24 protein-coding genes are annotated in these 26,565 nt (G+C 60.7%); 8 read left to right on the top strand and 16 right to left on the bottom strand.

The features are described from left to right. Positions 1 to 25 precede the first annotated feature (25 nt). From tssC to PQR42_RS24150, 3 genes are all read right to left on the bottom strand, one after another. Positions 26 to 1,522 carry a type VI secretion system contractile sheath large subunit gene (gene tssC, locus PQR42_RS24160; protein WP_408386884.1) on the bottom strand — a complete coding sequence of 499 codons (1,497 nt, stop codon included), beginning with the start codon at positions 1,520 to 1,522 and terminating at the stop codon, positions 26 to 28. Positions 1,523 to 1,573: 51 nt separating this feature from the next. Further along, positions 1,574 to 2,137 carry a type VI secretion system contractile sheath small subunit gene (gene tssB, locus PQR42_RS24155; protein ID WP_408205234.1) on the bottom strand — a complete coding sequence of 188 codons (564 nt, stop codon included), beginning with the start codon at positions 2,135 to 2,137 and terminating at the stop codon, positions 1,574 to 1,576. Positions 2,138 to 2,793: 656 nt separating this feature from the next. Next, positions 2,794 to 3,282, bottom strand: a complete 489-nt coding sequence (locus tag PQR42_RS24150) for an NUDIX domain-containing protein (protein ID WP_408205235.1) — start codon at positions 3,280 to 3,282, stop codon at positions 2,794 to 2,796. Between the two features lie 436 nt (positions 3,283 to 3,718). On the opposite strand from PQR42_RS24150, the gene PQR42_RS24145 reads away from it, so the two are divergent. Together PQR42_RS24145 and PQR42_RS24140 are read left to right on the top strand one after the other, a co-directional pair. Continuing rightward, entirely contained in the window at positions 3,719 to 4,780 is a 1,062-nt protein-coding gene (locus PQR42_RS24145) for a catalase family peroxidase (RefSeq protein ID WP_408205236.1), read from the top strand. Further along, complete coding sequence (locus PQR42_RS24140; protein WP_408386886.1) at positions 4,777 to 5,319, top strand: cytochrome b; 543 nt, start codon at positions 4,777 to 4,779, stop codon at positions 5,317 to 5,319. Before PQR42_RS24145 ends, PQR42_RS24140 begins: the two co-directional genes overlap by 4 nt. Before the next feature lie 87 nt (positions 5,320 to 5,406). Here PQR42_RS24140 and PQR42_RS24135 read toward each other — a convergent pair whose 3' ends face one another. The 6 genes from PQR42_RS24135 to PQR42_RS24110 form a co-directional block, all read right to left on the bottom strand. Beyond that, positions 5,407 to 7,149: an ABC transporter substrate-binding protein gene (locus PQR42_RS24135; protein ID WP_408386888.1), complete on the bottom strand. Its 1,743-nt coding sequence runs from the start codon at positions 7,147 to 7,149 to the stop codon at positions 5,407 to 5,409. Between the two features lie 108 nt (positions 7,150 to 7,257). Continuing rightward, positions 7,258 to 7,539 carry a DUF2160 domain-containing protein gene (locus PQR42_RS24130; protein WP_408205239.1) on the bottom strand — a complete coding sequence of 94 codons (282 nt, stop codon included), beginning with the start codon at positions 7,537 to 7,539 and terminating at the stop codon, positions 7,258 to 7,260. Continuing rightward, positions 7,539 to 8,348, bottom strand: a complete 810-nt coding sequence (locus tag PQR42_RS24125) for a carbohydrate ABC transporter permease (RefSeq protein WP_408205240.1) — start codon at positions 8,346 to 8,348, stop codon at positions 7,539 to 7,541. Before PQR42_RS24125 ends, PQR42_RS24130 begins: the two co-directional genes overlap by 1 nt. Beyond that, positions 8,338 to 9,234, bottom strand: coding sequence for a carbohydrate ABC transporter permease (locus PQR42_RS24120; RefSeq protein WP_408205241.1), 897 nt, complete (start codon positions 9,232 to 9,234; stop codon positions 8,338 to 8,340). Before PQR42_RS24120 ends, PQR42_RS24125 begins: the two co-directional genes overlap by 11 nt. Continuing rightward, positions 9,231 to 10,319 carry an ABC transporter ATP-binding protein gene (locus tag PQR42_RS24115; RefSeq protein WP_408205242.1) on the bottom strand — a complete coding sequence of 363 codons (1,089 nt, stop codon included), beginning with the start codon at positions 10,317 to 10,319 and terminating at the stop codon, positions 9,231 to 9,233. The genes PQR42_RS24120 and PQR42_RS24115 overlap by 4 nt, the downstream gene beginning before the upstream one ends. Next, complete coding sequence (locus PQR42_RS24110; RefSeq protein WP_408205243.1) at positions 10,306 to 11,412, bottom strand: ABC transporter ATP-binding protein; 1,107 nt, start codon at positions 11,410 to 11,412, stop codon at positions 10,306 to 10,308. Before PQR42_RS24110 ends, PQR42_RS24115 begins: the two co-directional genes overlap by 14 nt. Positions 11,413 to 11,772: 360 nt before the next feature. On the opposite strand from PQR42_RS24110, the gene PQR42_RS24105 reads away from it, so the two are divergent. Beyond that, positions 11,773 to 13,671: a S9 family peptidase gene (locus PQR42_RS24105; protein WP_408386890.1), complete on the top strand. Its 1,899-nt coding sequence runs from the start codon at positions 11,773 to 11,775 to the stop codon at positions 13,669 to 13,671. Between the two features lie 45 nt (positions 13,672 to 13,716). On the opposite strand, the gene PQR42_RS24100 is transcribed toward PQR42_RS24105, so the two are convergent. Next, positions 13,717 to 14,247, bottom strand: a complete 531-nt coding sequence (locus tag PQR42_RS24100) for a MarR family winged helix-turn-helix transcriptional regulator (RefSeq protein WP_408386892.1) — start codon at positions 14,245 to 14,247, stop codon at positions 13,717 to 13,719. Positions 14,248 to 14,353: 106 nt separating this feature from the next. On the opposite strand from PQR42_RS24100, the gene PQR42_RS24095 reads away from it, so the two are divergent. Continuing rightward, complete coding sequence (locus PQR42_RS24095) at positions 14,354 to 15,148, top strand: SDR family NAD(P)-dependent oxidoreductase (RefSeq protein WP_408386894.1); 795 nt, start codon at positions 14,354 to 14,356, stop codon at positions 15,146 to 15,148. A gap of 32 nt (positions 15,149 to 15,180) precedes the next feature. On the opposite strand, the gene PQR42_RS24090 is transcribed toward PQR42_RS24095, so the two are convergent. From PQR42_RS24090 to PQR42_RS24075, 4 genes are all read right to left on the bottom strand, one after another. Further along, positions 15,181 to 16,140: an alpha/beta fold hydrolase gene (locus PQR42_RS24090; protein WP_408386896.1), complete on the bottom strand. Its 960-nt coding sequence runs from the start codon at positions 16,138 to 16,140 to the stop codon at positions 15,181 to 15,183. A gap of 17 nt (positions 16,141 to 16,157) precedes the next feature. Continuing rightward, positions 16,158 to 17,570 carry an NAD(P)-binding protein gene (locus PQR42_RS24085; RefSeq protein WP_408386898.1) on the bottom strand — a complete coding sequence of 471 codons (1,413 nt, stop codon included), beginning with the start codon at positions 17,568 to 17,570 and terminating at the stop codon, positions 16,158 to 16,160. 133 nt (positions 17,571 to 17,703) lie between these two features. After that, a complete protein-coding gene (locus PQR42_RS24080) occupies positions 17,704 to 18,420 on the bottom strand; it encodes a glutathione S-transferase C-terminal domain-containing protein (RefSeq protein ID WP_408386900.1) in 717 nt (238 codons plus the stop codon). A gap of 212 nt (positions 18,421 to 18,632) precedes the next feature. Next, entirely contained in the window at positions 18,633 to 19,655 is a 1,023-nt protein-coding gene (locus PQR42_RS24075; RefSeq protein WP_408493838.1) for an SGNH/GDSL hydrolase family protein, read from the bottom strand. 323 nt (positions 19,656 to 19,978) lie between these two features. On the opposite strand from PQR42_RS24075, the gene PQR42_RS24070 reads away from it, so the two are divergent. The 4 genes from PQR42_RS24070 to PQR42_RS24055 all read left to right on the top strand — a co-directional run bounded on the left by PQR42_RS24070 (position 19,979) and on the right by PQR42_RS24055 (position 25,038). Beyond that, positions 19,979 to 20,893, top strand: coding sequence for a LysR substrate-binding domain-containing protein (locus PQR42_RS24070; RefSeq protein ID WP_408386902.1), 915 nt, complete (start codon positions 19,979 to 19,981; stop codon positions 20,891 to 20,893). Between the two features lie 181 nt (positions 20,894 to 21,074). Beyond that, the gene (locus PQR42_RS24065; protein WP_408493836.1) at positions 21,075 to 22,364 is read left to right on the top strand and encodes a dicarboxylate/amino acid:cation symporter; all 1,290 of its coding nucleotides are present in this window, start codon (positions 21,075 to 21,077) and stop codon (positions 22,362 to 22,364) included. Beyond that, positions 22,361 to 23,860 carry a cysteate racemase gene (gene cuyB, locus PQR42_RS24060; RefSeq protein ID WP_408387016.1) on the top strand — a complete coding sequence of 500 codons (1,500 nt, stop codon included), beginning with the start codon at positions 22,361 to 22,363 and terminating at the stop codon, positions 23,858 to 23,860. The genes PQR42_RS24065 and cuyB overlap by 4 nt, the downstream gene beginning before the upstream one ends. A 20-nt stretch (positions 23,861 to 23,880) precedes the next feature. Further along, entirely contained in the window at positions 23,881 to 25,038 is a 1,158-nt protein-coding gene (locus PQR42_RS24055; protein WP_408386904.1) for an asparaginase, read from the top strand. A gap of 80 nt (positions 25,039 to 25,118) precedes the next feature. Here PQR42_RS24055 and PQR42_RS24050 read toward each other — a convergent pair whose 3' ends face one another. Beyond that, positions 25,119 to 25,706 carry a hypothetical protein gene (locus PQR42_RS24050; RefSeq protein WP_408386905.1) on the bottom strand — a complete coding sequence of 196 codons (588 nt, stop codon included), beginning with the start codon at positions 25,704 to 25,706 and terminating at the stop codon, positions 25,119 to 25,121. 380 nt (positions 25,707 to 26,086) lie between these two features. Continuing rightward, positions 26,087 to 26,464 carry a MerR family DNA-binding protein gene (locus PQR42_RS24045; RefSeq protein ID WP_408205256.1) on the bottom strand — a complete coding sequence of 126 codons (378 nt, stop codon included), beginning with the start codon at positions 26,462 to 26,464 and terminating at the stop codon, positions 26,087 to 26,089. Between the last annotated feature and the right edge of the window lie 101 nt (positions 26,465 to 26,565).

Genomic DNA, 26,565 nt, shown 5'->3' with positions numbered 1-26,565 from the left:
CGTGGCGCGCGTCATACATCGACGATTAAGCAGCCGCGCCCGGCAGATCCGCCACGAGGCGGATCGAGGCCGTCAGCTCTTCCATCTGGAAGTGCGGCTTCAGGAAACACGTGGCGCGATACGCACCGGGCTTGCCCGGTACTTCGGTCACGTCCACGCGAGCCTGGCCGAGCGGATAGCGCGCCTTCTGCTCATGCGAGGCCGACGCGTTGATCAGCACGTACCCGGCAATCCAGTTGTTCAGATAGGTCTCGACATCGGCGCGGGTCTGGAAGCTGCCCACCTTGTCGCGCATGATCACCTTGATGTAATGCGCGAAGCGCGACGCGGCCAGCACGAACGGCAGACGCGCGGAGAGTTGCGCGTTGGCGTTGGCTTCGTCCTTGTTGTAGGCCTTCGGCTTGTTGACCGTCTGGCCGCCGAAGAAGGTCGCGAAGTCCGAGCCCTTCGAGTTGACCAGCGCGATAAAGCCGAGGTCGCTCAGTTCCTTCTCGCGGCGATCGGTAATCGTGACTTCCGTCGGGCACTTCAGCGTGATGTCGCCTTCATTCGTCTTGTACGCATGCGCCGCAATACCGTCGACCTTGCCGCCGCCTTCCACCCCGCGAATCGCCGTGGCCCAACTGTACTTCGCGTAGGCGTCGGTAATGCGCAGACCCAGTTGATAGGCGGAGTTCGCCCACAGGTACTTGCTATGGTCCGTGCCGTCGACATCCTCTTCGAAACCGAACGATTCGACCGGGTTGGTCTTCGCGCCATACGGCAGACGCGCCGCGTAGCTCGGCAACACGAGCGACACGTAACGCGAGTCTTCCGATTCGCGGAAGCTGCGCCAGGCGGCCAGTTCAGCGCTTTCAAACGTCTTCGACAGGTCGCGCGCCACGCCCAACTCCGTGTACGACTTCAGGTCGAACAGGCTCGGTGCGGCAGCGGCGATGAACGGTGCATGCGCCGCGGCGGCGACGCGCGAGATGCGTTCGAGCAACGCCATGTCTTGCGGATGACGGCCGAACGAATAGTCGCCGACCAGCAGCGAGAACGGGTGGCCGCCGAACGTGCCGTACTCTTCTTCGTAGATCTTCTTGAACAGCACGCTCATGTCGTGGTCGACAGCCGTCTCGAGGTCCTTGTGCAGTTCCTTCTTCGTGACGTTGAGCAGTCGCAGCTTCAGGTTCGTACCGGTCTCGGTGCCGAACACCATGTCGTGCAGGCCGTACCACGACGCTTCCAGTTCCTGATAGGCCGCGTCGTGCATGATCGCGTTGAGCTGGTCGGTCAGCAGCGTGTCGATTTCGGCGACGCGTTCGTTGATCATCGCCACGACGCCCTTGTCCGGGCTCGTGCGCATGCCTTCGTCGAGAATCTGCGAGGCGAGCTGGCCGATGAGCTTTCGCGCGTAGCCGCCTTGCGACGGCTCGACGGCCATGTTGCCTTCCTGAACGATGCGCTCGAGCAGGCTCAGCTCGGCGACTTGCGTGCCGGCGTGTGCGCCCGCGGCTTCGGCGGAGATATTCGTTTCCATCTGGGTCAGTCCTGAGAGGAGTGTCGCTTCAGCGACGCTGAAAATTGGCCGTCACTCGGACGGAGTGTCTTCCGTCGTCGGCGTGACTGCGCTCGCCTCAGCCGCCTTGGCCGCCGGCGCATCGCCGACGTAAGCCTGGCTCTTCAGCTTCTTCAGTTCTTCCGAGTTCTGAACGATGCGCTCCAGCATCGAATCGAGTTCGTCGTTGCCGTCGAGCTTGGCAAGCAGATCGCGCAATTGCTGACGCGCTTCGAGCAGCTTGGCCAGACGCGGCACCTGACGCACGAGGCTTTCCGGATGAAAGTCGGCGAACTGCTGAAACTTCAGTTCGACTTTCAGATTGCCTTCGCCCTTCATCGTGTCCGGCACCGACAGTTCGAGGCGCGGTTCGATCTTGCCCATGATCTCGTCGAAGTTGTCGCGGTCGACATCGACAAAGCGGCGCTCTTTGAGCTTGGGCAGCGGCGTGGCCGGATGGCCGGAGAGATCGGCCATCAGCCCGACGACCATCGGCAATTCACGCTTTTCGATAGCGCCGCCGAGTTCGACGTCGTACGTGATCTGAACGCGAGGCGGACGATTGCGGCCGACCCATTTCTGCAAACTATTGGACATGAACATCCCCGAGATAAAGAGAACTCGAATTACGTTTTGACAAGGCGTCCAGAAGCACGCCCCTGACTCGATTCAGGTGCAACACATAGCGGGGATAAGTTGTAAAGCGAAGGACTCGCACTACGTCCTTAGGGTAATACCGAATACACGCATTACTTCGGACTGCGCCTTACTGCCTGTCCGTTGTCGTTTATCCGGTATGGTTGCAAGTCGATGCGAATCCCCGTCACGCATCAGCTCGCGAATAGCAAAGAAATTAAAAAGTCCGGGAGGTATATGACACGCGTTGGTCACGCACGCGACATTTCCTTTTGTCTGATGTTAGGCCTGGTTTATTTTTGATTACCAATTGTTTCCGATACTTAACTTTTTTTGATAACAGCCGCAAATAGCGCTGCAATGGCGACGTATCGAGTCTCCCTCAGGCTGTTTGACTGAGAGCGCCAATTCTAAAGCGAAATTTTTAGGATTCAAGGAGAATTTATTCCCGCTAATCACACCGTCTCCTCCCTCTTTTCGGCACCGCACGCGAATCCTGAAGGCCTGGAGTGCTAATCATTTTCGGAACGGCCGTGCTGAAAAAAAGCAAGTGGCGACCGACCGGCTGCTTTCCCGTCACCAGGACCCGTCGAGATGTCCCGAAAGGAAAAGCGCAACTAAGGGCGGAGATCTCTGCCGAGATACGCAGCGACCGCCTCTGTCAGAGCGATGCCATGTAATTCCTCCGGCGATGCCAGATGCGCGGCGACAATTTCACGATTATCAAGCCGCAGTTCGGGTATGCAATCGAGGTGCAGCTCAAAGAAATGCACCCGGTCTCTTCGCCCGTCCCAGATGCCGCAGGCGCTGCCCGCGGGGAGTAATGTGTACGACGACAGACCAATCTCCTCCTCCATTTCGCGCCGCGCCGCTGCATCAGGCGCCTCACCGGGCCGGACACTACCGCCGGGAAAATTCCACTCGGCCCGGTACGATGATTTCACGAGCAACAGCGCCCGGCCGACGTAGATTGCTACCAGCGCGCCCTCATGGCGAGGCCGTCGAAGGTGCCACCAGGCGCGAACGAACCGGAATCCGAGGCGAAGCACGATGCGCCAGACAGAGTCGATCAGCATAGCCGGTCGCACTCGTTCAAGGCTCGGCATGAGTTTTCTCCTTTCCTTTCATGGCCGGAGGATCTTCCGCGTCGCCGCGTTAATGCGGCTCAGGTCATTCAGCGTCTGTCACGCCACCGCCCTGGAACCCGTAGTTTAGGCAGCGGCTGCTTTCGCTGGGGATAGCGACTGTCAACCATTCAAGGACGTGTGTCGACTGGCCGTGTCTGGCTGAACCCCGCCCGACGAAAGCGCTGCTTGGGCGTTGTAATCGTAGTCCAAAAAACAACCGTGACTATGAGCGAGCCGACACTGACCATCCGCTCCGGATGTCTGGAGTTCGAGGGCCGCGCCGACATAGCCGCTCACCGCGCGTTCGCGTCTTCGGACGTCTGGCAGCATCCGATGCACGCTCCCCCAACCAATGGCACTATTCTCCCCACCTGCTAGATTTCTACTCAGCCGAATCATTGCTCGGGAGAGACCGATGGCCGACAGACCGACTTCCAACGCCTCCACCGTTCGTTCGCTGGTCCTGATTGCAGTCGTCGTGGTCGCGCTGGTCGCGGCCTTCGCCTATACGGCCGGCTGGCTCTCGCCCGGGCGCCTGACGCCGGCGAAGATCGTCAACGGTCTGGCGCCGCCGGGCGGCGCGGCGCTCGGCTTCCGGCGCAATCACGCCAAGGGCATCTGCTTTACCGGCAGCTTCGAATCGAATGGCGCGGCTGCGGCCCTCTCCAAGGCGCCGATGTTCGCGCCTGGCTCATACCCGGTCACGGGACGTTTCAACCTCGCTACGGCCGACCCCAAAGCGCCGGACGCCACGGTTCGGGTGCGGGGCCTCAGCCTGCGCATCGTCGCGCCGGACGGAAGCGAATGGCGCACAGCGATGATCGACGCACCCTTCTTCCCGGTCGCCACGCCGCAGGCCTTCTACGGACTGCTTCAGGCCTCGGCCAACACGAGCGACCCGGACGCCATGAAGAATTTTGCCGCCGCGCACCCGGAACTCGGCCATTTTGGAGAGTGGGCCGGCAGCGCGCCGTGGACGGCCTCTTATGCGCAGGACCGATACAACAGCCTCAATAGCTTCATCTTCACCAATGCCGAGGGACAGGACCAGGCCGTGCGCTGGTCCTTCGTCCCGGCCGCGCAGCCCGAGGCGATATCCCCCGACCAGTTGAAGGAAAAAGGCGCCGACTTCCTCGCCGCGGATATCACGCAGCGGGTGCAGAGCGCGCCGCAACGCTGGACACTGGTCGTTACCGTTGCCAATCCCGGTGACCCGACCGCCGACCCCAGCAAAGCCTGGCCGGAAGATCGGCGCAAGGTGGAGGCGGGAACGCTGGTGGTCAACGCCATCGAACCCGAGGCCAACGGGCCGTGTCGCGATCTCAACTTCGATCCGACCGTCCTGCCGTCGGGCATGCACGTCTCGGACGATCCGTTTCCCGCCGCGCGCTCAGCCGCCTATTCCGTATCGTTCAACCGGCGGACCGCCGAGGATAAGGACTATCCGCGCCATCCGGCGGGAGGAGCCACGCCATGACGACCCCGATCCACGACCGCTTCACACCGCTGCAACGCGCGCTTCACTGGCTCATGGCGATTTGCATTCTGGCGATGCTGTTCATCGGCGTCGGGATGGTGTCCACCGTTCGCCCGGATTATCTTTCGCTGGTGTCCATTCACAAGCCGCTGGGCATCGTGATTCTCGTGCTGGCGCTGATTCGCCTGGCGGTGAGGTTGACGCGCGGCGCGCCGCCGTTGCCGGCGTCGATGCCGGAACCGATGAAACTCGCCGCGCATCTGTCGCATCTTGCGTTCTATTTACTGATGATCGGGCTTCCGCTGATCGGCTGGGGCATGCTGTCGGCCGCGAACTATCCGGTCGTGGTGTTCGGAATGCATTTGCCGTCCATCCTGCCGCATAGCAACGGTTTACACACGCTGCTGTGGAACGCGCACAGGGCGCTCGCGCTGTGTTTCTTTGCGCTGATCATGCTGCACCTGGCGGCGGCGCTTTTGCACGCGCTGGTCAGACGCGACGGTGTGTTCGAGGCGATGGCGCCCTGGTCGAAGCGGTGAGACGCGCACCTCCGGCGATTGAAACGATGCGGGCGACCTGAACAGGCCGCCCGCATCAAACCCTCTCTCATTACCGCATCGCCACCTTTACCGCACCTTCCCCTGTTTCCACGCCGTCAGCAGCTGGTCGTACTTGACCGTTTCGCCTTTCGGCTTCTCGTTCGCCAGCTTCTTCCATGGTGCGTGCTGATCCGACAGCCATTTCTCCGGAGCGCTTTCCGGATTCAACTCCGGCGCGCAAACCTTCATCCCCGCGCGCTGCAAACGGGCCAGCACCTGGTCCATTTCCTTCGCCAGATTGTCCATCGCGGCTTGCGGCGTCTTTTCGCCGGCGACAGCTGTCGCGACGTTCTTCCACCACAGTTGCGCCATCTTCGGATAATCGGGCACATTGTTGCCGGTCGGCGTCCACGCGACGCGTGCCGGGCTTCTATAGAACTCGATGAGTCCGCCGTATTTGTCCGCGTTCTTCGTGAAGTAATCGCTATGGATATCGGAATCGCGGATGAACGTGAGACCGGTAATCGACTTCTTCAGCGAAACGGTTTTGGACGTGACGAACTGCGCGTATAGCCACGCGGCAGCACGCTGGTTCGGCGGCGTCGACTTGAAGAAGGTCCACGAACCGACGTCCTGGTAGCCGTTCTGCATGCCGTCCTTCCAGTACGGACCGTGCGGCGACGGCGCCATCCGCCACTTCGGCGTGCCGTCCGCGTTGGTCACGTTGCCGGGTTTCAGCATCGATGCGGTGAACGCGCTGTACCAGAAGATCTGCTGAGCGATCTTGCCTTGCGCCGGCACCGGTCCTGCTTCGTTGAAGGTCATGCCCGAGGCTTCGGGCGGAGCGAACTTTTTCAGCCAATCGATGTATTTGGTGGTCGCGAACACCGCAGCCGGACTGTTCGTGCCGCCGCCGCGGCTGACCGACGCGCCCACCGCATGGCACCCGTCCGGCGTGACGCGCACGCCCCATTCGTCGACCGGCATGCCGTTCGGGATGCCCTTGTCGGCTTCGCCCGCCATCGACAGCCACGCATCGGTAAACCGCCATCCCAACGACGGGTCTTTCTTGCCGTAGTCCATGTGCCCATAGACTTTTTCGCCGTCGATATTCTTGACGTCGTTCGTGAAGAATTCGGCGATGTCCTCATACGCGGACCAGTTCACCGGCACGCCGAGATCGTATCCGTACTTCGCCTTGAACTTGTCCTGCAGGTCCTTGCGCGCGAACCAGTCGGCGCGGAACCAGTAAAGATTGGCGAACTGCTGGTCGGGCAACTGATAGAGCTTCTTGTCCGGCGCGGTCGTGAAACTGGTGCCGATGAAGTCCTTGATGTCGAGACCGGGGTTCGTGTACTGCTTGCCTTCGCCGGCCATATAGTCTGACAGCGGCATGATCACGCCATAGCGATAATGCGTGCCGATCAGGTCGGAGTCGGAAATCCAGCCGTCGTAAATGCTCTGGCCGGATTGCATCGAGGTCTGCAGTTTTTCGACGACGTCGCCTTCCTGGATGATGTCGTGCTTGACGGAAATGCCGGTGATTTCGGTAAACGCCTTCGCGAGCGTTTTCGATTCGTACATGTGCGTGTCGAGTGTTTCGGACACCACGTGCACCTCTTTGACGCCTGCCGATTTCAGCGTCGCAGCGGTATCGATGAACCACTTCATCTCGTCCATCTGCTGTTGCTTCGACAGCGTGCTCGGCTGGAACTCGCTGTCGACCCACTTCTGCGCTTCGGGCGTGCCGGCGATCGCTGCGTGGCTCGTCAAGCCAGTCGCGACGACCCCTGCCACGGCGAGCGTGACGATTCGTCTCCTCTGTTGCATGGCTTTCTCCTGTGTCTCCGCACCCCTTGGATCAACTGCCGAGGTCCGCCCGGGGCATCAACGGAACCGGTCTGTCCAGATACGCAAACCTTCAGGACGCAACGCTGTTCATCCTTTCCACATGACGATCAGCAGCACGAGCATCGAGGCCGCGAAACCGGGCCACGCGCTCGCGCGTTCCGCGCTGATGCCGATCCACGCGAGATTGATGTACGCCGCAATCAGCAATCCGATAAAGAGCCGGTCGCCACGCGTGGTTCCGATCGGCAGGAAGCCTTTGCGTTCGACCGTGGGCGAGCGGATTTCCCACACGGTCATGCCCGCCAGCATCACCACGACGCAGCCGAAAAAGATCGCCACTTCCGGTGTCCAATACATCCACGTCAGCATCAGACTCTCCCCATCGCAAAGCCCTTCGCGATGTAGTTCCGCACGAAATAGATGACGAGCGCGCCCGGCACGATGGTCAGCACGCCCGCCGCCGAGAGCACGCCCCAATCCATCCCGGCCGCCGACACCGTGCGCGTCATCACGGCGGCAATCGGCTTGGCGTTGACGGTGGTGAGCGTGCGCGCGAGCAGGAGTTCGACCCAGCTGAACATAAAGCAGAAGAACGCGGTCACGCCCACGCCCGACTTGATCAGCGGCAGGAAAATCTTGATGAAGAATGCCGGGAACGTATAGCCGTCGATGTAGGCGGTTTCGTCGATTTCGCGCGGCACGCCCGACATGAAACCTTCGAGAATCCACACCGCGAGCGGCACGTTGAACAGCATGTGCGCGAGCGCGACCGCGATATACGTGTCCATCAAACCCACGCTCGAATACAACTGGAAGAACGGCAGCAGGAACACCGCGGGCGGCGTCATCCGGTTGGTGAGCAGCCAGAAGAACATGTGCTTGTCGCCGAGAAAGCGATAGCGCGAGAACGCGTACGCGGCGGGCAGCGCGACCAGCACCGACATCACCGTGTTCATCAGCACGTAGATGATCGAGTTGATGTAGCCCCAGTACCAGGACGGATCGGTGAAGATGACCTTGTAGTTGTCGAAGGTCACGTGATGCGGCCAGATCGCGAACGCCGACATCGTCTCTTCGTTCGTGCGCAGCGAGATCGACAGCATCCAGTAGAGCGGAATCAGCGCGAACAGGATGTACACCGTCAGCACGACCACGCGCATCCAGCGATTACTGCGCATAGTCGTCTCCAATGGTTGCAGGGCCGCCTTTGCCTACGCGCTCCATCCAGTTGTACAGAATGAAACACAACAACAGGATGATCAGAAAGTAGATCAGCGAAAACGCGGCCGCCGGGCCGAGGTCGAATTGGCCGACCGCTTTTTGCGTCAGGTACTGCGACAGGAACGTGGTCGAATCGCCCGGGCCGCCGCCCGTCAGCACGAACGGCTCGGTGTAGATCATGAAGCTGTCCATGAAGCGCAGCAGCACGGCGATCATCAACACGCCGCGCATCTTCGGCAACTCGATATAACGGAATACCGCGAAACGGCTCGCGCCGTCGATTTCGGCGGCCTGATAGAAGGCGTCGGGAATCGCACGCAAGCCGGCATAGCAGAGCAGCGCGACGAGCGGCGTCCAATGCCAGATGTCCATCACGAGCACCGTGATCCACGCGGCGGCGGGACTGGCCGTGTAGTTATATTCAATGCCCGCGTGATTGAGTGCATAACCGAGTAGGCCGATATCCGGCCGCCCGAAAATCTGCCAGATCGTGCCGACTACATTCCACGGAATCAGCAGCGGCATGGCGAGCACGACGAGCGACGCCGACGCACGCCATCCGGAGGCGGGCATCGCCAGCGCAAGGCCGACGCCGAGCGGGATCTCGAACAGCAACACGCAGCCGGAGAAGATGATCTGCCGCCCGAGCGCGCCACGCAGGTCGTCGTCGTTGATGATGGCGCGAAACCACTCGGTGCCGACGAACACATGCTGCGTCGGGCTGATGATGTCCTGCACCGAATAGTTGACCACCGTCATGAGCGGCAAGATGGCGGAAAACGCGACGCAGATGAACACCGGTACGACCAGCAGCCAAGCCTTCTGGTTGACGGGCTTGTTCATCGCGTGATCCTTTCATCGTTGCTGAAGAACACGGTTTCCGCCGTGGCGAGCTTCAACCAGACCGCCCCTTCGTCGACACGCAGATGCGGTTCGACTTTGGCCCTGAAGACGTGGCCGTCGCATTGCGCCGTGACCAGTTGGTAATTGCCGAGTTGCTGCACACGCAGCAGGTGTGCTTTCACGGCACCGGGTTCACCATCGCTCACCACGCGCACGAACTCCGGGCGAATGCCGAGCGTCAGCGTGCCGTTGGCGTGCTTCAGCGTTTCGAGCGTAGGCGGGTCGAGTTGTAAATGCTGCGTGCCGATCTTGATGCCGTCGGCGTTCAGCTCGATCGGGCAGAGATTCATCCCCGGACTGCCGATGAAATAGCCGACAAACGCGTGATCAGGCCGCAGAAACAACGCACCCGGATCGCCTTTCTGCACGACGCGGCCGTTCGTCATCACGACGACTTCATCCGCGAAGGTCAGCGCCTCGACCTGATCGTGCGTCACGTAGATCAGCGTCAGTTTCAGTTGCTGATGAATCTTCTTCAACTGACGACGGAGGATCCACTTCATATGCGGATCGATGACGGTCAGGGGTTCATCGAACAGGATCGCGGCGACGTCCTTGCGCACGAGGCCGCGCCCAAGCGAGATTTTTTGCTTCGCATCCGCCGACAGATTGTTCGCCTTGCGCGGCAATTCACGCGTCATGTCGAGAATTTCCGCCACTTCGTGAACGCGCTGTTTCACGTCACGTGCCGTCATTTTCCGGTTGCGCAGCGGGAACGCGAGGTTGTCGAACACGCTCATCGTGTCGTAGATCACCGGGAACTGGAACACCTGCGCAATGTTGCGCTCGCGCGGGCTCTTCGCCGTGATGTCGCTCCCGTCGAACAACACCTTCCCTTCCGACGGCGTCACGAGGCCGGACACGATGTTGAGCAGCGTGGACTTGCCGCAGCCGGACGGCCCGAGCAACGCGTACGCGCCGCCGTCTTCCCAGACCATGCTCATCGGTTGCAACGCGTAGTCGTCGAGCGTGGCGGGGTTGGGTGCGTAAGCGTGCGCGAGATTCTGGAACTCAATGCGCGCCATGAGCGGCCTCCGGGCCAGACACCAGCGTCGTGTCCGCGCCGAACACAAATAGTTCGTCGGGGTCGATGTACACGTCGAGTTCCGTACCGAGATCGATCTGATGCACGCCTTGCAGTTGCGCGACCAGATCGATGCCGCCTTGCCGCGTGTGCAGATGCAGGTAGGTTTCGGAGCCGCTCAATTCGGCCAGTTCGAGCCGGCACGGCACCGCAACGGAGCGCGGTGTGCGCGGCGCGAGTCGCAGATGGCCGGGACGGACGCCGATGCGGAACGTTTCGTTTCCGCTGACAGCGCGCGCGCTGGCCCGCCCGAGCGGAACATCGATGCCGATCGGCAGACGCGCGGTGCCGTCGGCGGTGAGATCGCTGGCGAGCATGTTCATCGGCGGATCGTTGAAGACGGCCGCGACGTCGATATTGGCGGGCGCGTTGTACACATCGAGCGTCGGGCCGTGTTGCAGCACGCGCCCTTTGTCGACGATCGCCGTATAGCCGCCGAGCAGCAGCGCTTCGAGCGGTTCGGTCGTCGCGTAGACGACGGTGGTTTTGCCGTCCGCGAACAACGTCGCCAGTTCGACGCGCAATTCCTCGCGCAGCTTGTAGTCGAGATTGACGAGCGGTTCGTCCAGCAACACCAGCGACGACCGCTTGACCAGCGCCCGCGCCAGCGCGCAACGCTGCTGCTGGCCGCCGGACAGTTCGCCCGGGCGCCGTTGCAGCAGGTGATCGATATGGAGTTTGGCGGCGACTTCGTGCACGCGCCTTTTGACTTCGTCGGCGGCCGTCTTTTGCAGCTTCAGCGGCGACGCGATGTTGTCGAACACCGTCATGGCCGGATAGTTGATGAACTGCTGATAAACCATCGCGAGGTTGCGCTGCCTGACGCTGACGCCGGTCACGTCGTTGCCGTCGGCCAGCACCCGGCCCGAAGCCGGGCGGTCGAGCCCGGCCATCACGCGCATCAGGGTGGTCTTGCCCGCTTGCGTCGGTCCAAGCAGCACGTTGATCGCGCCGGGGACAAGCCGCAGATCGACGCCGTACAGGTGCGTCTGAGCGCCCGAAACGACTGTCACCCGCTCCAGTTCCAAGACCAAATTGCTCTCCTTTGTTCTAGTGCGTCTCCGGTGCTGCGGGTGCCTTCTTGTTCCTCTTGGGGCGGATGGCAAGGCGCGCCCTTTTTTCTGAAAGGAAATCAAAACAACAGATTCGATGTTCCTTTTTGTTCGTTTACGTTTAAATCGGTGTTAACCATACAATCTGTCGACAATGAAGTTCGCTGGCGTTTACCGTATTGAGAACGATGGCTTTCGTTGAATATTTTATTTCATGCTAATCGTAATCTGAGTGTCAGCGTAACAGAATGGTCATCGGTCTGACGGATTGCCTGCTCGCGCCGCGCGAATAAGACGCAGGTCTGACGCGCATGGTCAAATGGGGCTTTTGGGGAGAACTGCATGAGTGCCGTCAACGATCAGGAAGCCGCTCACCCGACCGCCAAGTTGTATTCGGTACGCGACTTCTTCCGCAGGCCCGAGAAACACCAGTTCACGATTTCGCCGGATGGCCGGCATCTCTCGTTTCTGACTCGACACGCGGGCCGCCAGAACATCTTCGTTCAGAAAATCGGCGTCGATGGCTCGCCGGTCGGGGATGCGCAGGCGCTGACCAACGAATCCGAACGCGACGTGCCCGGGCACGCCTGGAAAGGCAACGACCGCATTCTGTTCGTCAAGGACTTTGGCGGCGACGAAAACTTTCACGTGTTGTCGGTGCCGATCCATGGCGGCGAACCGGTCGACCTGACCCCGTTCGACGGCGTCAAGGCGAGCATCGTCGACGATCTCAGGGACGATGACCGCCATATCCTGATTCAGATGAACCGGCGCGACCCGCAGGTATTCGACGTGTTTCGCGTGGACGTCGTCACGGGCGCATTCACCCCGATCGCTGAAAACCCCGGCAACATCATGGGCTGGATGACCGATCACGCCGGGAGCCTGCGCGTCGCGACGGCCTCCGACGGAGTCAACACGACCCTGCTCTATCGCGATACCGAGACCGAACCGTTCCGCCCGATCCTGACGACGAACTTTCGCGAAACGGTGTCGCCGCTGTTCTTCACCTTCGACGATCAGCGTTTGTATGTGCTCTCCAATCGAGGCCGGGACAGGACGGCCATCTTCGAGTTCGACCCGCACACCGCGCAGGAGGGCGAACTGCTGTTCGAAGCCGAACACGTGGACGCGAGCGGCCTGGCTTTCTCGAAGCATCGGCGCGTGTTGACTGCCGCGTGGTATGTCGATGACCGCATGCATCGGCACTTCTTCGACGAGTGGGCTCGCTCGATCCACGAGGATCTGGGCCGCCAGTTGCCCGGCCAGGAAATCGCGGTCACGAGCATCACACGTGACGAGTCGCGCGCGATCGTGCACGCTTCGAGCGATCTTTCGCCGGGCTCGATCTGGACATACGATATTGCCAGCCGTCATCTTTCCAGGCTCACTGAGCTCATGCCCTGGCTCGACGCCGCGGACATGGCGCGCATGGAACCCATCCGCTTCGACGCGCGCGACGGTCTGCAGATCAACGGATATTTGACATTGCCCGCGGGCATCGAACTCGGGCAAAAGGTGAAGCGCCCGCTCCCATTGATCGTCAATCCGCACGGAGGGCCTTGGGCACGCGACTCGTGGGGATTCAACTCCGAAGCGCAATTGCTCGCCAATCGCGGGTATGCAGTCTTGCAGCTGAACTTCCGGGGATCGACGGGCTATGGACGCGCGTTCTGGGAGGCGAGCTTCGGTCAGTGGGGCAAGTCGATGCAAAACGACATCGACGACGGTATCGACTGGCTCGTCGCGCAAGGTCTGGCCGACCCCGCGCGCGTGGGCATCTACGGCGCGAGCTACGGGGGCTACGCGGTGCTCGCCGGCGTGGCATTCACGCCCTCGCGCTATGCGGCCGCGGTCGACTATGTCGGGGTCTCGAATCTGTTCACGCTACTCGAATCGTTGCCACCGTATTGGAAGCCGATGATCGACATGATGTACGAGATGATCGGCAACCCGCAAACGGAAACGGGCAAGCAGGCGCTGCACGATGCATCGCCGCTATTCTTTGCGGACCGAATCGTGACGCCGCTATTTGTTGCGCAAGGCGCAAACGATCCCCGAGTCAAGCAAGCCGAGAGCGACCAGATCGTGCACGCCCTGCGCGAGCGTGGGATCGACGTCACGTACATGCTCAAGGACAACGAAGGGCACGGCTTCCGAAACGAAGAAAATCAGTTCGAGTTCTACGAAGCCATGGAAGCCTTCCTCGCGCAACACCTGGGCGGCCGCTCGGCGGCGTAGCGCCGAAAGATCAGCACCGGCCGGTGGTCGATGCCGGCCGGAAGGCTATTCCCCATGATAGGCCGCGAGAAACTCGTCAGAGGCGACCTCGTCTGCGAGCGCCCGCAGTGTTGCAGCCGAGTCGCGGCCCAACACGTCTTCCACGCGATTGTTCGCTTCCGCCCAAAGCACCAATGCCTCGGAGAGGCGCTTCTTGCCGAGGCGTGTAAGAACACCGTGTTTTGTCCGCCGGTCCTCGGCGTCCTGGCGCAATTCCACCAGTCCGTCCCGCACCAGCGGCCTTAGCGCATGCGTCAATGCCGAAATCTGGATAGCGAGCCGGGCCGCCAGGTCCTGCAATGTCGGCCCCTCTTCACTGCCGCTGGCGGAGAAGCGTTCAATTTCGGCGATCAGGCCGATCTGAGTGGCCTTCAGGTCGAGCGGCGCCAGCGCCTCGTCATATAACTGGCCCAGTCTGCGCGCGGCACGCCGCAACGCCGTGTTCGTACACGCGAGTTCGCCGAGGATATCCCGCTCATCAGTAGCTGGCCGATCCAGATCGTCTGGGTTCGCCAGTGAATCAATTTTCTTTCCCATACGCATAGGATGGTTGAGTACTGCACTGTTGACAAGAGGGAGCCGTCTGGTTATATACTTGAGCCCTCAATCATTATAGTTGAGTGCCAAACTAACGGAGTCACATATGTCCAGTTCACGGAAAGTTGCTGTTGTCACCGGAGCGTCGTCCGGTATTGGTGCTGTCTACGCGGATCGCCTTGCCGCTCGCGGCTATGATCTCGTCCTTGTCGCACGGCGCGCCGATCGCCTCGAAGCGCTTGCTGCGAAGGTGTCGGCGGCCCACGGCGTCAAGGTCGATTCAATTGTTGCGGACCTGACGAAGGACGCTGATCTGGCGCGGGTCGAGAAGGTTCTCGCCACCGATCCGGCCGTGCGCGTTCTAGTCAACAACGCAGGTCTCGCGCGCCTGCGGCCGGTCGCAGAGTCCTCCGCCGAGGACACGGGTTCGCAGATCGCGCTCAACATCACGGCGCTCACCCGGCTGACGCAGGCCGCCGTGCCGGCATTCGTGTCGCGAAACGAGGGCGTCATCGTCAATATCGCTTCCGTGCTGGCAATCCACTCAATGCCCGTCAGCGCCGTCTACAGCGGTACCAAAGCTTTCGTTCTGCAATACAGCCGTGGCCTCCAGCAGGAACTGGCAGAGACTGGCGTGAAGGTGCAGCTTGTTCTTCCGGCATCGACGGCAACCGAAATCTGGGACGAATCCGGCATCCCACTTTCGGCGCTGCAGAAAGAGTCGGTGATGACGACAGAGAACCTCGTCGATGCGGCTTTGTCCGGATTCGATCAGGGCGAAACGGTCACGTGGCCGTCGGTGGCCGACGCGAGCCTGTGGGATACCTACGACACGGCCCGCTCGGCGTTGTTTGCCGCAACGCAGGTCGGCAAGCCGGCCCCGCGCTACAAAATCGGTTGATCGTCTTCGGGAGCGCAAAGCGCTTCCGACTGCTACAGTCCTCTCAAGAACGCAACAAGCAAGTCGTTCACTTCGGCTGGACGTTCGCGCTGAATCCAATGACCCGCTCCATCGAGAATGTGGCAGCCACGCAATCCGGGTAGCACGCGTGCCAGATTCTCGATGCGAGCCTGCGAGCCCGGAAACTTGAGAACATCGTCTCTCGCGCCCGCCACGAACATGGAAGGCTGCCGGATCACGGCCCCTCGCCATGCGGCCATCAGTTCTGACGAGCGTCGAATGCCGCGGTACCAGTTCAGTCCACCTCTAAAGCCCGTGCGCGCGAACTCGCCTGCAACATAGGCGATCTCTTCGCTGGTCAGCCAGGCCGGCAGCGTCTCGGGGTCCACCGTGCTGTCGAGAAACCCGGCACCGGGCGCCAGTATTCCTGCCACGACGCGCTCCGGTCCATCGCCCGACATGCTAAAAGTGATCCGTCGAATCGCGGCTTCAGGGTCGGCCTCGAACTCGCTCTCCGCGACACCGGGCGTCTGGAAATACTGCATATAGAATGTTCGTATTCCTTGACGATCCAGTGCACTGAGCAAATCTTCCCGCGCAGGCGGATGAAACGGCACGCTCATGCCGACCACGGCACGGAACAGATCCGGCCGCATCATCGCCGCATTCCAGGCTACCGGCGCGCCCCAATCGTGACCGACGATCACCGCCTCGCTCTCACCAAGCACGTTGACGAGCTCGACCATGTCGCCGACGAGATGCAGCATCGTGTACGACTCCGCATCCGGCGGCGCATCGGTGCCGCCATAGCCGCGCATATCCGGCGCGACGGCGCGGAAACCTGCGGCGGCGAGCGCCGCCAATTGGTGTCGCCAAGAGTACCAGGACTCGGGAAAGCCATGACATAGCAACACTAGCGGGCCGCTGCCCTGGCTGGCTACACGCATGCTCAGTGCGCCCACCTGCAGCGTTTCGAGGCGAAGTTCGTGCAAGGTCTGCTCCATGAAGTTCAGTTTAGAGTGGCAAGCAACGCTGGCAGCCTGGCCGCCGCCGCAGCAGCCTTGGCACCGCTCTCCTGCAACAAAGCGAGCTTGGCGGTGTCGTCGGGCCGCATGCCACGCATGATCGCGTTCTGGCTGTTCAGCCGGCATTGCGACAGCCACGCGTTCAAGCCCGCGTTCTGCCGCCAGCTCGCCATGTTGGCAAGGGTCACCGCCCACATGCGTAGCCAGTCGACGGGATGTTCGGGGCTGGGCACGAGGCGGCACAGAGCGTTCTGCTCGGCCGGATCCGTGACATGGCTTTCGACATACGCAATCAGCGCGGCGCTGAACACCGGTTGGCACCAGCGCACCATCAACAGATTGATCTGGTCGCCGTCGAATATAGGCAGCGCGGGCGGCATCTGGATCGCGCGCGCGGAGCAGTCGATGTAGAGCGTGTCGGGGTCGGTGGGCAGCGAGCCTCGATCGAGCGTGATCTGTGTGGACTGCACCGATTGCAGGTGACCTAGACGCACGATGTCTTCGATGCGCCGGACTTGTTCCAATTCCGCTTGAGAAATGATGGCGCATCGATACATGCTCGGTTCGACTGTCTTGTCGATTCGCACGAGCAGGCCGCGCTGCTCCAGCCTGGCAAATAGATCCGATATCGAACTCGCCTCGGCGATGGCTTCGAACTGACCGATGGTGCTGCCGATGGTCCGCTCCAAATTCTCCGCGCCAGGCTGCGTGTTGGCGCGATCCAGCAGCCACGCATCGCGCGGCATGATCCAGCGGATGCGCGACGGCGCCACTCCGTTTTGCAGCAGCCAGAGACAGGCATCCATTCCGGTTTTACCGGAACCCACCACCGTATAGCAGGCGTGCGGACGTTGAATGTCGGGCAGCCGGTTCAGCGGTATGCAGTTCACGTCTGCCGCAACCGTGTATCTGGGAGGATGCGTCGACGGCACTTCTGTCCGCGCATGGGTGGCGTTCACCAGTTTCCTGCGCGCAACGACTTGCCGCTCATCGCCATTCATCAACGACTTGAAGTGGTGCATGCCGTCGACGCCCGCGCTGTAATCGCTCATCGGAAACCATTGAACGCGGCCCGATGGCAAGAAGCGCTGCCGCATCACCTGATCGAAATGGCTTAGCACTTCCGCACCACTCGCCAACTCGTACATGCCGGTGTTCAGGCCAGTCTCGTCCTTGGTCCAGGTGCTCAGCTCGCGCGAGTTCACACCGTAAAAGGCGGACGGCTGATGCAGACCGACAAATGGATAGGCGTCGTTCCAGTGACCGCCAGGACGATGGTGTCTGTCGACCATCACCACATGGGCATCGTTCTCGCTGAGCAGCGTGTCGACGAACGCCATGGCTGTTGCGCCCGCGCCGATGACGAGGTAGTCGGTTTCGATCGGTTGAGTGTCCATTGTCTCTCGCTCCCGATGCGTTCTACAGCGGCAAAACAGATTGCCAATCAATCATGCAGGCGCCGTATGTAAGCGCTCCAGCGAATCAATAAACCTTGATGGACCATTTTGCCGAGTTGCCCATTCGCTCACCTCAAGGGGATACCCGCACACGTAGCTCGATGTTGATCCGCTCATGAATGGCCTCGCAATGGCGAACGAGCGCAGGACGCGAGAGCACGTACTGCTTCAATGGCGTATCGATCTTGTAGAAGTAGATGTTAGCGACAAAGCCATAGATCGCGGCGTCGACGGTGGTGGGTTCGGGTCCGAAAACAAATCCGTCGTTGCCGAGCAGGTCCGCCACGACACGTAGATCGTCGATACCTCTCGCATAGACCTGCTCCGGCTCATAGCGGCCAATGCCTTGATAGTGGTACCGCAACCGGTTGTATTCGCGCGCGGCTTCGAGATCGCTCGCGCTCACGTCTGCGTGCGTTGCGAGAATGGCGTCGCGGAAAGACGGCCAGAAGCGGTCGTCGCGCCAGCGTGAAAAGCTCATCGGCCAGTACAGGTCGTCGAGCGTTCTCCGGACCAGAAAGTCGAGATTCAATTGCCCCGGCGAAAGCGCGTGGTCGATGCGCAGGTCGTACCGACGCTTTAAATGGGCGATGATCCGGTCGCTATCGCCGATCGTTTCTTCGCCATCGACCAGATACGGCAGCTGTCCGCGCGGCGCGAGGCTCGTGTCGAGAATGTGACGATGCTCGAAATCCATCCCGCACAGACGCATGAACGCGAATACCTTGAGACCGAAGGGATTGTTGTCGGCGACGCCAAACAGGTCGGGATAGGAATAAAGCGTCAGCATGAGGCACTCCTCGCCAGGGGCCGCCGCTCTACGCAGAAGTCGCTACTGCGGAGGGCGGAAGTGAGCGGGTACGATGCTCCCAAGCTTACTCGACTCGTGGTTGACCGTCATGCAATTGGCGTGCGAATGCATCGCGTGTGCATTCCGTGCGCACGCGATGACGATATCGACGTGATCGGCGTTTTTCCAGACGCCGTGCACGATCCCCGAACTCAGTGACCCAAGCCGCTCTTGGCGAGTTGCTGCTCCACGAACTGGGCGAACAGTGAATGCAGATGCGTCGTCGGATGAAGGTCGTCGGCGAACATGTACGTCTGGTCCGCGTTGGCGCTCACATAGGTTAGCGGTGAGCATAGCAAGGACGTGTTATCGGGCGTTTTCTTCGGGTCGCAGGCCTGCGCCGTGTTCGACACGGTGAAACCATTGGCCTGAAAGTTGGCGATGATCCCGTTCAACCACGTATAGGCATCGATCTGGATGACTTTCGGTTGCAAGCCACTAGTCTGCAACGCGGTGTTCAGGCTATCGTTGAACAGTTGCGATAACTGGGCCAAGTTAGCCCCGCCATCGGACGACGTAATGCCGTCCGGCGAGAGTCCGACATTTGGAAGATTGACCACCACGACGTGCGCGCCGCCGTTCTGGACGATCTGCCCAATAATTTGAGCGAGGGTGTTAGCCGCCGTCTGCACGGTCGGCGCCGCAGCCGGCAGCGGGCCGGCGCGAAGCACGTCGTTCGCGCCCGCCCAGACGAGCACCAGTTGATTGGCGTTAAAGCTGCCGTGCGCGGCCAGATAGCTCGAAACCTGCTGATTGACAGGCATTTCGACGTTGCCGATCACTGCGGTCAGAAAATCGGATTGGTTTGCCGGCGTCGCGACCGTGGCACCGCCTTCCGCATAACCGAGGCCGCCCTGCGCACTGAGTTTATGCGTGATGTCGATCGTGTAGGCAGCCTTTAGCGTGTCACCGTAGTACTGCGCGACATTCTGAGTCCACACTTGTCCGGGATTCGTCGTGAAACGCCCGCCGCCAACCGCGCTTGCCAGCGGCGCGTAAGTGCCGACGTCGGACAGGCTGTCGCCGAACGAGACGATTTGCAGATTGATGCCACCTGCCGGGGTGGCTGCGCTGCCGCTATTATTCGAGTCGCCTCCGTGCCCGCCACACGCCGGAAGCACTGAGATCGCCACGGCAAAAATTGCAGCGCGTACCTTGTCATTTATTCCATGCATCGCAACGTCTCCCTGAGCGGCCGGAGAGCTGTGGCCACTTTGCGGCTTAACCGCGCGTCGCTCTCCCGATAAGCACTCCCTTCAAGCAAAAAGCGTGCGCTATCGCGGTTGGCGTCGCCGGGTTGTCACGCACACTCTCGAGAGCGGAGGACGACATGAAGCAATTACGGGTATACGACCGTCGTCAATTAAAGGATTCCATATCAATTCAGCACCGGGATTTTCCGCATGCGCCTCATGACTTATCGGACACATCTGCCAGCGTAGAATCACACACTCACTTCGAAACACGCGCTCCCTATTACCCACAAAACGGATCCGACATGGAAATCAAGTGGATCGAGGACTTCATCGCACTCTCCCAGTATCAAAGCTTCTCGCGCGCGGCGGAGTTCCGGAATGTCACCCAGTCAGGGTTCAGCAGGCGCATTCAATCACTTGAGCAGTGGGTGGGCGCGGACCTGATCGACCGCAGCAGTTTCCCTCCGACACTGACGCCGGCCGGACAATTGTTTCGCGAGGCCGCGGTCGACATATTGGGGAAGCTGTTCGATACGCGAGCCATCATTCGCATCGATCAACGCATGGCGGGCAAAGGCTTGCAGATTGCAGCGGGCCATACGATCGCGCTGAGTTTCCTGCCGGCCTGGTTGAAGGCGCTCACGGCACGTTTCGGGGAGGTCCGTGCCCGAGTGATACCCACCAATGTCCACGACTCCATTCTGATGCTCGTGAACGGCAACTGCGAACTGATGTTCGCCTACCATCACCCGGAGCTTCCTCTCCACCTGGACCCGATCAGGTACGAGCATCTCACCGTCGGCGTCGACGTGTTGCTGCCTGTCTGCCGGCCAAATCCACGTGGTGCGCCCATCTTCCGGCTGCCGGGAACAGCGGCCCGTCCATTGCCGTTGATTTCGTATACAGAAACCAGCTATTTCGGCCGCTGCCTTGCACTGCTGTTGAGCCGGGTCGACACGACGCCGGCTTTGCGACCTCACTACGAGTCCGATATGGCCGAGGTCCTCAAGAAACTGGTTCTGGAAGGCGAAGGAGTCGCGTGGCTTCCCAAGAGTTCGATCGTCGCCGAGCTCGACACGGGCGAGTTGGTCCTCGCGGGCCGCGACGCATGGAACCTCGAAGTCGAACTTCGCGCCTACCGCGATGCGTCGAATCGCAATGAGTTTCTCGACACGCTCTGGCGCCATCTTCGCGCCGCGTCGCCGGCCGTCGATTAGGGGTTATCCCGCGTTATGCGAGTTTCGCATATCCCCATGCAGGACCCGCATCGAGTCTTTTCTGATCATCTCTATCATCCGTCCATACACAGAAACGTCGCGTCGCTAACGACGTTTTTGCCTCCTGCCAGCGCACCGCGGTCACGTCAGACCCTCGTGCGCATCCCTCGGACTGATGGAAATGAAAAACCGCCTTACTTTCTATATTGTCGTCGGCATGGCGCTCGGCGTGATTGTCGGTTACGTGTGCCATCGGAGCGCCGCCGGTGCTGCGGAAGCGAAGACCATCGCCAGTTACTTCTCGATCATCACCGACATCTTCTTGCGGCTTGTGAAGATGATCATCGCGCCGCTCGTCTTCGCCACGCTGGTGTCCGGTCTCGCCGGCATGGAAGGCACGCGCGACGTGCGCAGAATCGGCCTCAGGTCGGTGGGATGGTTCGTGTGCGCCTCACTGTTCTCGCTCGCGCTCGGCCTCGTCCTTGCGAACGCGCTGCAACCCGGCGCGGGCCTGCATATGACGCAGACCAGTTCCGATGTGGCCACGGGCCTCAACACCGCGGGTCTGAATTTCAAGGACTTCGTCACGCATGCGTTTCCTTCCAGCATCATCGATGCAATGGCGCGAAATGACATCCTGCAGATCCTCGTCTTTTCGGTCCTGTTCGGCGTCGTTCTGAGCGCCATCAAAAAGGACCCGCGTGTCACACCGCTGATCGCCGGCATCGACGCGCTCGTACCCGCCATGCTGAAGCTGACCGACTATGTGATGCGGCTCGCACCGATCGGTGTTTTCGGCGCACTGGCATCCGCGATTACGGTGAACGGCCTGGACGTGCTGACCACGTATGGCAAGCTAGTCGGCAGCTTCTATCTCGGTCTTGTCACGCTGTGGATCGTCCTCATCCTCGTCGGTCATGTCTTTCTGGGCAAGTCGATCTGGAAGTTGCTAAAAGCCGTCCGAGAACCCGCCATGCTCGCCTTTTCCACCGCGAGCAGTGAGGCTGCTTATCCGCGTCTGACCGAGAAGCTCGAAGCGTTCGGGATCGACAAGAAAGTCGTCGGCTTTACGTTGCCGCTCGGCTACGCGTTCAATCTCGACGGCTCGATGATGTATCAGGCGTTTGCCGCGATTTTTATTGCGCAGGCATTCGGTATCGACATGCCGCTCAGCGCGCAAATCATGATGTTGCTGGTCCTGATGTTGAGCAGCAAGGGAATGGCCGGCGTCGCAAGAGGTTCCGTGGTGGTGGTCGCCGCTGTCGCGCCGATGTTTCACCTGCCCCCGTCCGGCGTGGTGCTGATCCTCGCTATCGATCAGATTCTCGATATGGGGCGAACCGCCACGAACGTGATTGGCAATAGCATCGCGACGGCCGTTATTGCGAAGTGGGAAGCGAGGCGGGCCGTCAAGCAGATCGACGACGGCGGCAGCGTTGCCTTGGGCCAATTGCAAGGCGAGACGAAATGATCAGCGCAAGCATGCTGAGCGGGAAAAAGTTCGGCGTGGTGGGCGGTTTGGGCCCGCTGGCGAGCGCCGACGTCTTTTTCAAGCTCGTCAAATCGACGCCCGCGTCGAGCGATGCGGAACACGTCGACGTCATCTTCGAGCAGCATCCCTTTGGCGGCACGGTCACGGGTAGCGAAGCGACGACTCAGCGCAAGCTGTACATCTTCGACATGATCAGCGGCTTCGAGAAGCGAGGCGTGACGACCGTCGTACTCCCGTGCTTTCTCAGTCATACGTTTATCGATGAGTTGAAGGCTAACTCGCCCTTGCAGATTGTCGATATGGTCGAAGCCGTACGCAGCCAGGTTCGTCGAAAATTTCCGACTGCGCGGCGAATCGGCGTGCTGACCTCGGACTACACCCGTCGAAAAGGATTGTTTGAAAAGTATTTCGCTGCGCCTGAATTTGAAGTCATTCATCCCCGTCCACGTGACGGCGTCGACCTCATCACCGAAGCCGTCTATGGCGCGAACGGTATCAAGAGCGGAAACCTGTCCGGCCGGCCCGTCGCGCTTCTGCGCGAGGCGTGCGAGGACCTCATCGCGCAAGGCGCCAATATCATTGTGCCGGGCCTGACCGAGATCGCACTCGTGGCCGAGGAAATGGGCCATTTCCGAGTACCACTGATCGATTCGAATCTCGCCTATGCGCAGTACGTGATAGCAGGCGATTACGGTTCGCCGGAATCAATTTTCAAGGTCGGCGTAGTCGGTGGGGTTGGGCCCGCGGCTACGGTGGACTTCATGCAGAAGATCGTACGCAACACGCCGGCGAATCGCGACCAGGACCATATCAGGCTCCTGATTGAACAGAATCCTCAGATTCCCGACCGCACGGAGAACCTGATCGGTGACGGTCCCGACCCGACTATTTCGCTTTACGCCACCTGTAAGAAGCTCGAGTCGGGCGATGCGGACCTGATCGCTATTCCGTGTAACACCGCGCATGCATTTGTTGAACGCATTCAGCCGTATCTGGGCATACCGATCGTCAATATGCTCACAGTGACAGTCCGCCATCTCCGCGAGACGTTTCCACTGCTTCGTTCCGTCGGCGTGCTGGCAACTTCGGGGACGATCGCAAGCGGCGTCTACGAGAAGGCTCTTGAATCGGAGGGATTGCAACAAATCGTGCCTCGCGCGGATTTGCAGGCGCGGGTGATGGAAGCGATCTACGGCAAGGAAGGCGTGAAGGCGGGATTTACCACCGGACAGTGCCTGGACGATGTCTCCGCCGCCATCGATGGCCTCATTACGGAAGGCGTCGAAGCCATCATCCTGGGATGCACCGAGTTGCCACTTTTATTGCCGCGGAAGAGTTTCGTCGGCACGACCGGCACGCGCGTCAGTCTGGTCGATCCGACCGATGTTCTTGCGCAGCATTGCGTGGCCCTGGCGACGGCGGCTACGGAACGGCCTGGTGACGTCGACATGCGACGTCTTTCTTTGCGCTGTTAAATCCTTATAGGACACTGGATATGAACATCAAGACTACCCTTCAACAGGCTGCCTGTCTGCGCAAGTCGAGCACAACACTTGCCGCTGTGCTTCTCGTATGCGCTGGCTCCTTGTACGGCACCGGCGTTTGGGCTGCGGACACAACGTCTGATAACGCGGCCGCCACCGACGCGGCGAACCCGGCCGCCGCCTCGCCGCGGATTCTTGTTTTGGCGACCGGCGGCACGATTGCCGGCACAGCTGACCCGCGTTCGGCCATTGGCTACAACTCAGGCAACGTCAAAGGCCAGGAACTGGTTCGGGCGGTTCCGGGCATTGAAAAACTCGGGAGCATCGCCTCTGAGCAGATATCCAATGTCGGATCCCAGGATATGAACGACGAGATCTGGTTCCGGCTCGCGCGCCGCATCCAGGAGGCTTTCGATCGAAATGAAGCGGATGGGATCGTGATCACCCACGGCACGGATACGATGGAAGAAACGGCATTCTTCCTGCAAAACGTCGTGCGCTCGGATAAGCCGGTGGTCCTGGTAGGGTCGATGCGGCCGGGCGGATCAACGAGCGCGGATGGCCCCAACAATCTCTACGAAGCGGTGGAAGTAGCAGCGAGTCCGAAATCCCGAGGCCGAGGCGTGATGGTGGTCATGAATGATCAGATCCACGGGCCGCGCTGGATTACCAAGACCAACACGACTGCCGTGCAGACTTTTGCTTCGCCGAACGCGGGCGTGATCGGCTATGTCGACCCGGCGAGCATTCGTTTCGTCGCGCCTGCGCCTGCCTCAACACGCGATACCCTTGGCTTGCCGACGAACGGCCGCCTGCCGCGCGTGGAGATCGTCTATGCGCACAGCAACATGGACGGAGCGCAGATCGACCACGCTATTGCCGATGGAGCGAAAGGTATCGTGCTGGCGGGCGAAGGCGATGGCGATGCATCCAGGGAAGCGCTGGCTGCCCTCGACCGGGCGGCGAAAAAGGGCATTGTGGTTGTCCGCTCGACGCGCGTGATGTCGGGGTTCGTCAACAGAAACGTGGAAGTCGAGGACGACAAACGCGGCTTCGTCGTCTCGCTCGATCTGAATCCGCAAAAGGCGCGCTTGCTCACCCAGTTGCTGATCGCGAACGGGACGACCAATCCCGCCAAAGTCCAACAGGCCTTCTCCGGCACCTTTTGATGGAGGTGCGTGGCACGAGCCAATCCCGAACGGCTCCGCGGCCGTCTCCGATTGGCGAGCCGTAACAGCCGATCTGGTCGCTAGTCTCGCGCCCTGTCGATCGCGCTGACAGCCAACTCCCGCGCCAGGTCCGCGTATAACTCGGCCCACTTCCCGATCAAGCTGGGATCATCGGTCAGGAAAAGCGGGTGTTCGGCCCAGGCACTGACATCCGCACCTTTCCAGGCCATTTCGAATATCCGCAACTCCTCATCCTCGCTGACACCGACGTCGACCAACTCGCAGAACGAGGCGAGGTTGGAGAGAGCCACGGCAGGGGCTGCGATGCCGTGGATAGCAGCCAGCGCGCCGGTCGCCCGTTTTCGCGCGTCGTCGCGGCTGCCGGCCAGCAGGAACACGATGCTGTCGTCGTGCGCGTTGTTGAATACCGCCCGATACAGCGAGGTTTTGCAGCGATGGCTCAGTTGCGTGCCCATGGTTGCCCCCGGTTCCGAAAACTGTTCGTCGTTTTGCTCCGCCGCCTGGACTCCGCTGATTTGCGTCTCCAAACGCTGCTGCCGGTCGCGGTATCTGTCGCTACTCCAGTACAGGTAAATACCGCACACGAGCAGGCAGGCCAGCGCGAGAATCCCGACGCCCCCAAGTATCGCCAGATCCGCATGCGCCATTTCAGGCCTCCTCTAGTCTCGCGCGTACCTCGCCCGCCATCTGCGGGACCTTGCCGGCACGCCATCTATCAGAATACGGCGGCCCCGCTTGACTTTTTAAACCGTCCCGCGCATGAACCGGACGTGGGCGGTGAAGAATCGGTCCGCTCGCATTGCCAGCGTGGCCATGATCTTGCGAGCGTGGGGACGTTGCTTCGAGTATCTGATGGGAGTTGTTATTGATCAATAGAGCACACCTCTCTATTGACCAATCGGTGCCGCTATAGGAACCTAGTTGGCTTAGGCCACCCTTTCCATGACCGGCGACACCGAGATGTCGCCAGCGCCTTGAACTGACTCACTTCGGCGCTTCGCCCGGGCGCACCGTCAATTCCGGCAAATTAGTCTAAAGGTGGAGCAATTCCTTCCGCCAGCGTTTTAAGCAGCCGCGCGCGAAGCCGTTCCAGTTCCGCTATCTGACGCTCGATGGAGGCCAGCCGCTTGCGCTGCGCATCGGTCGTTTCGGCGCACGAACTCGCGCCTTCGATCATCCGCATGCAGTCGGGAAAGGAGCGGATATCAGCCAGGCTGAAACCCGTGGCGATCATGCGTTGAATCTGCCTGACCTGCGCGACAGCCGCGTTCGGAAACGCTCGATAACTATTGCTGGCGCGCACGGAAGTGAGCAGCTTCGCGGGGGCCATCTTCTTCCCGAAGAATGCCCGAAAGAGGTCACGGCGGAGCTTCTTCCATTCCTTTTGAGCCAATAGCGCATTCAACAGAGAAGCCGCTGTCACGCCTGCTTTAGTGGCTATGACTGTCGCTCTCCGCATGCCCACATGATCGGCCGGCGCGTCCCCGCATGGAACGCGCGCATGCC

It is taken from the genome of Paraburkholderia sediminicola, assembly GCF_046027355.1.
In the GTDB taxonomy this organism is placed as follows: domain Bacteria; phylum Pseudomonadota; class Gammaproteobacteria; order Burkholderiales; family Burkholderiaceae; genus Paraburkholderia; species Paraburkholderia sediminicola_B.
The sequence above is the reverse complement of the archived record's forward strand: the minus strand, read 5'-3'. Positions and strand labels throughout refer to the sequence as shown.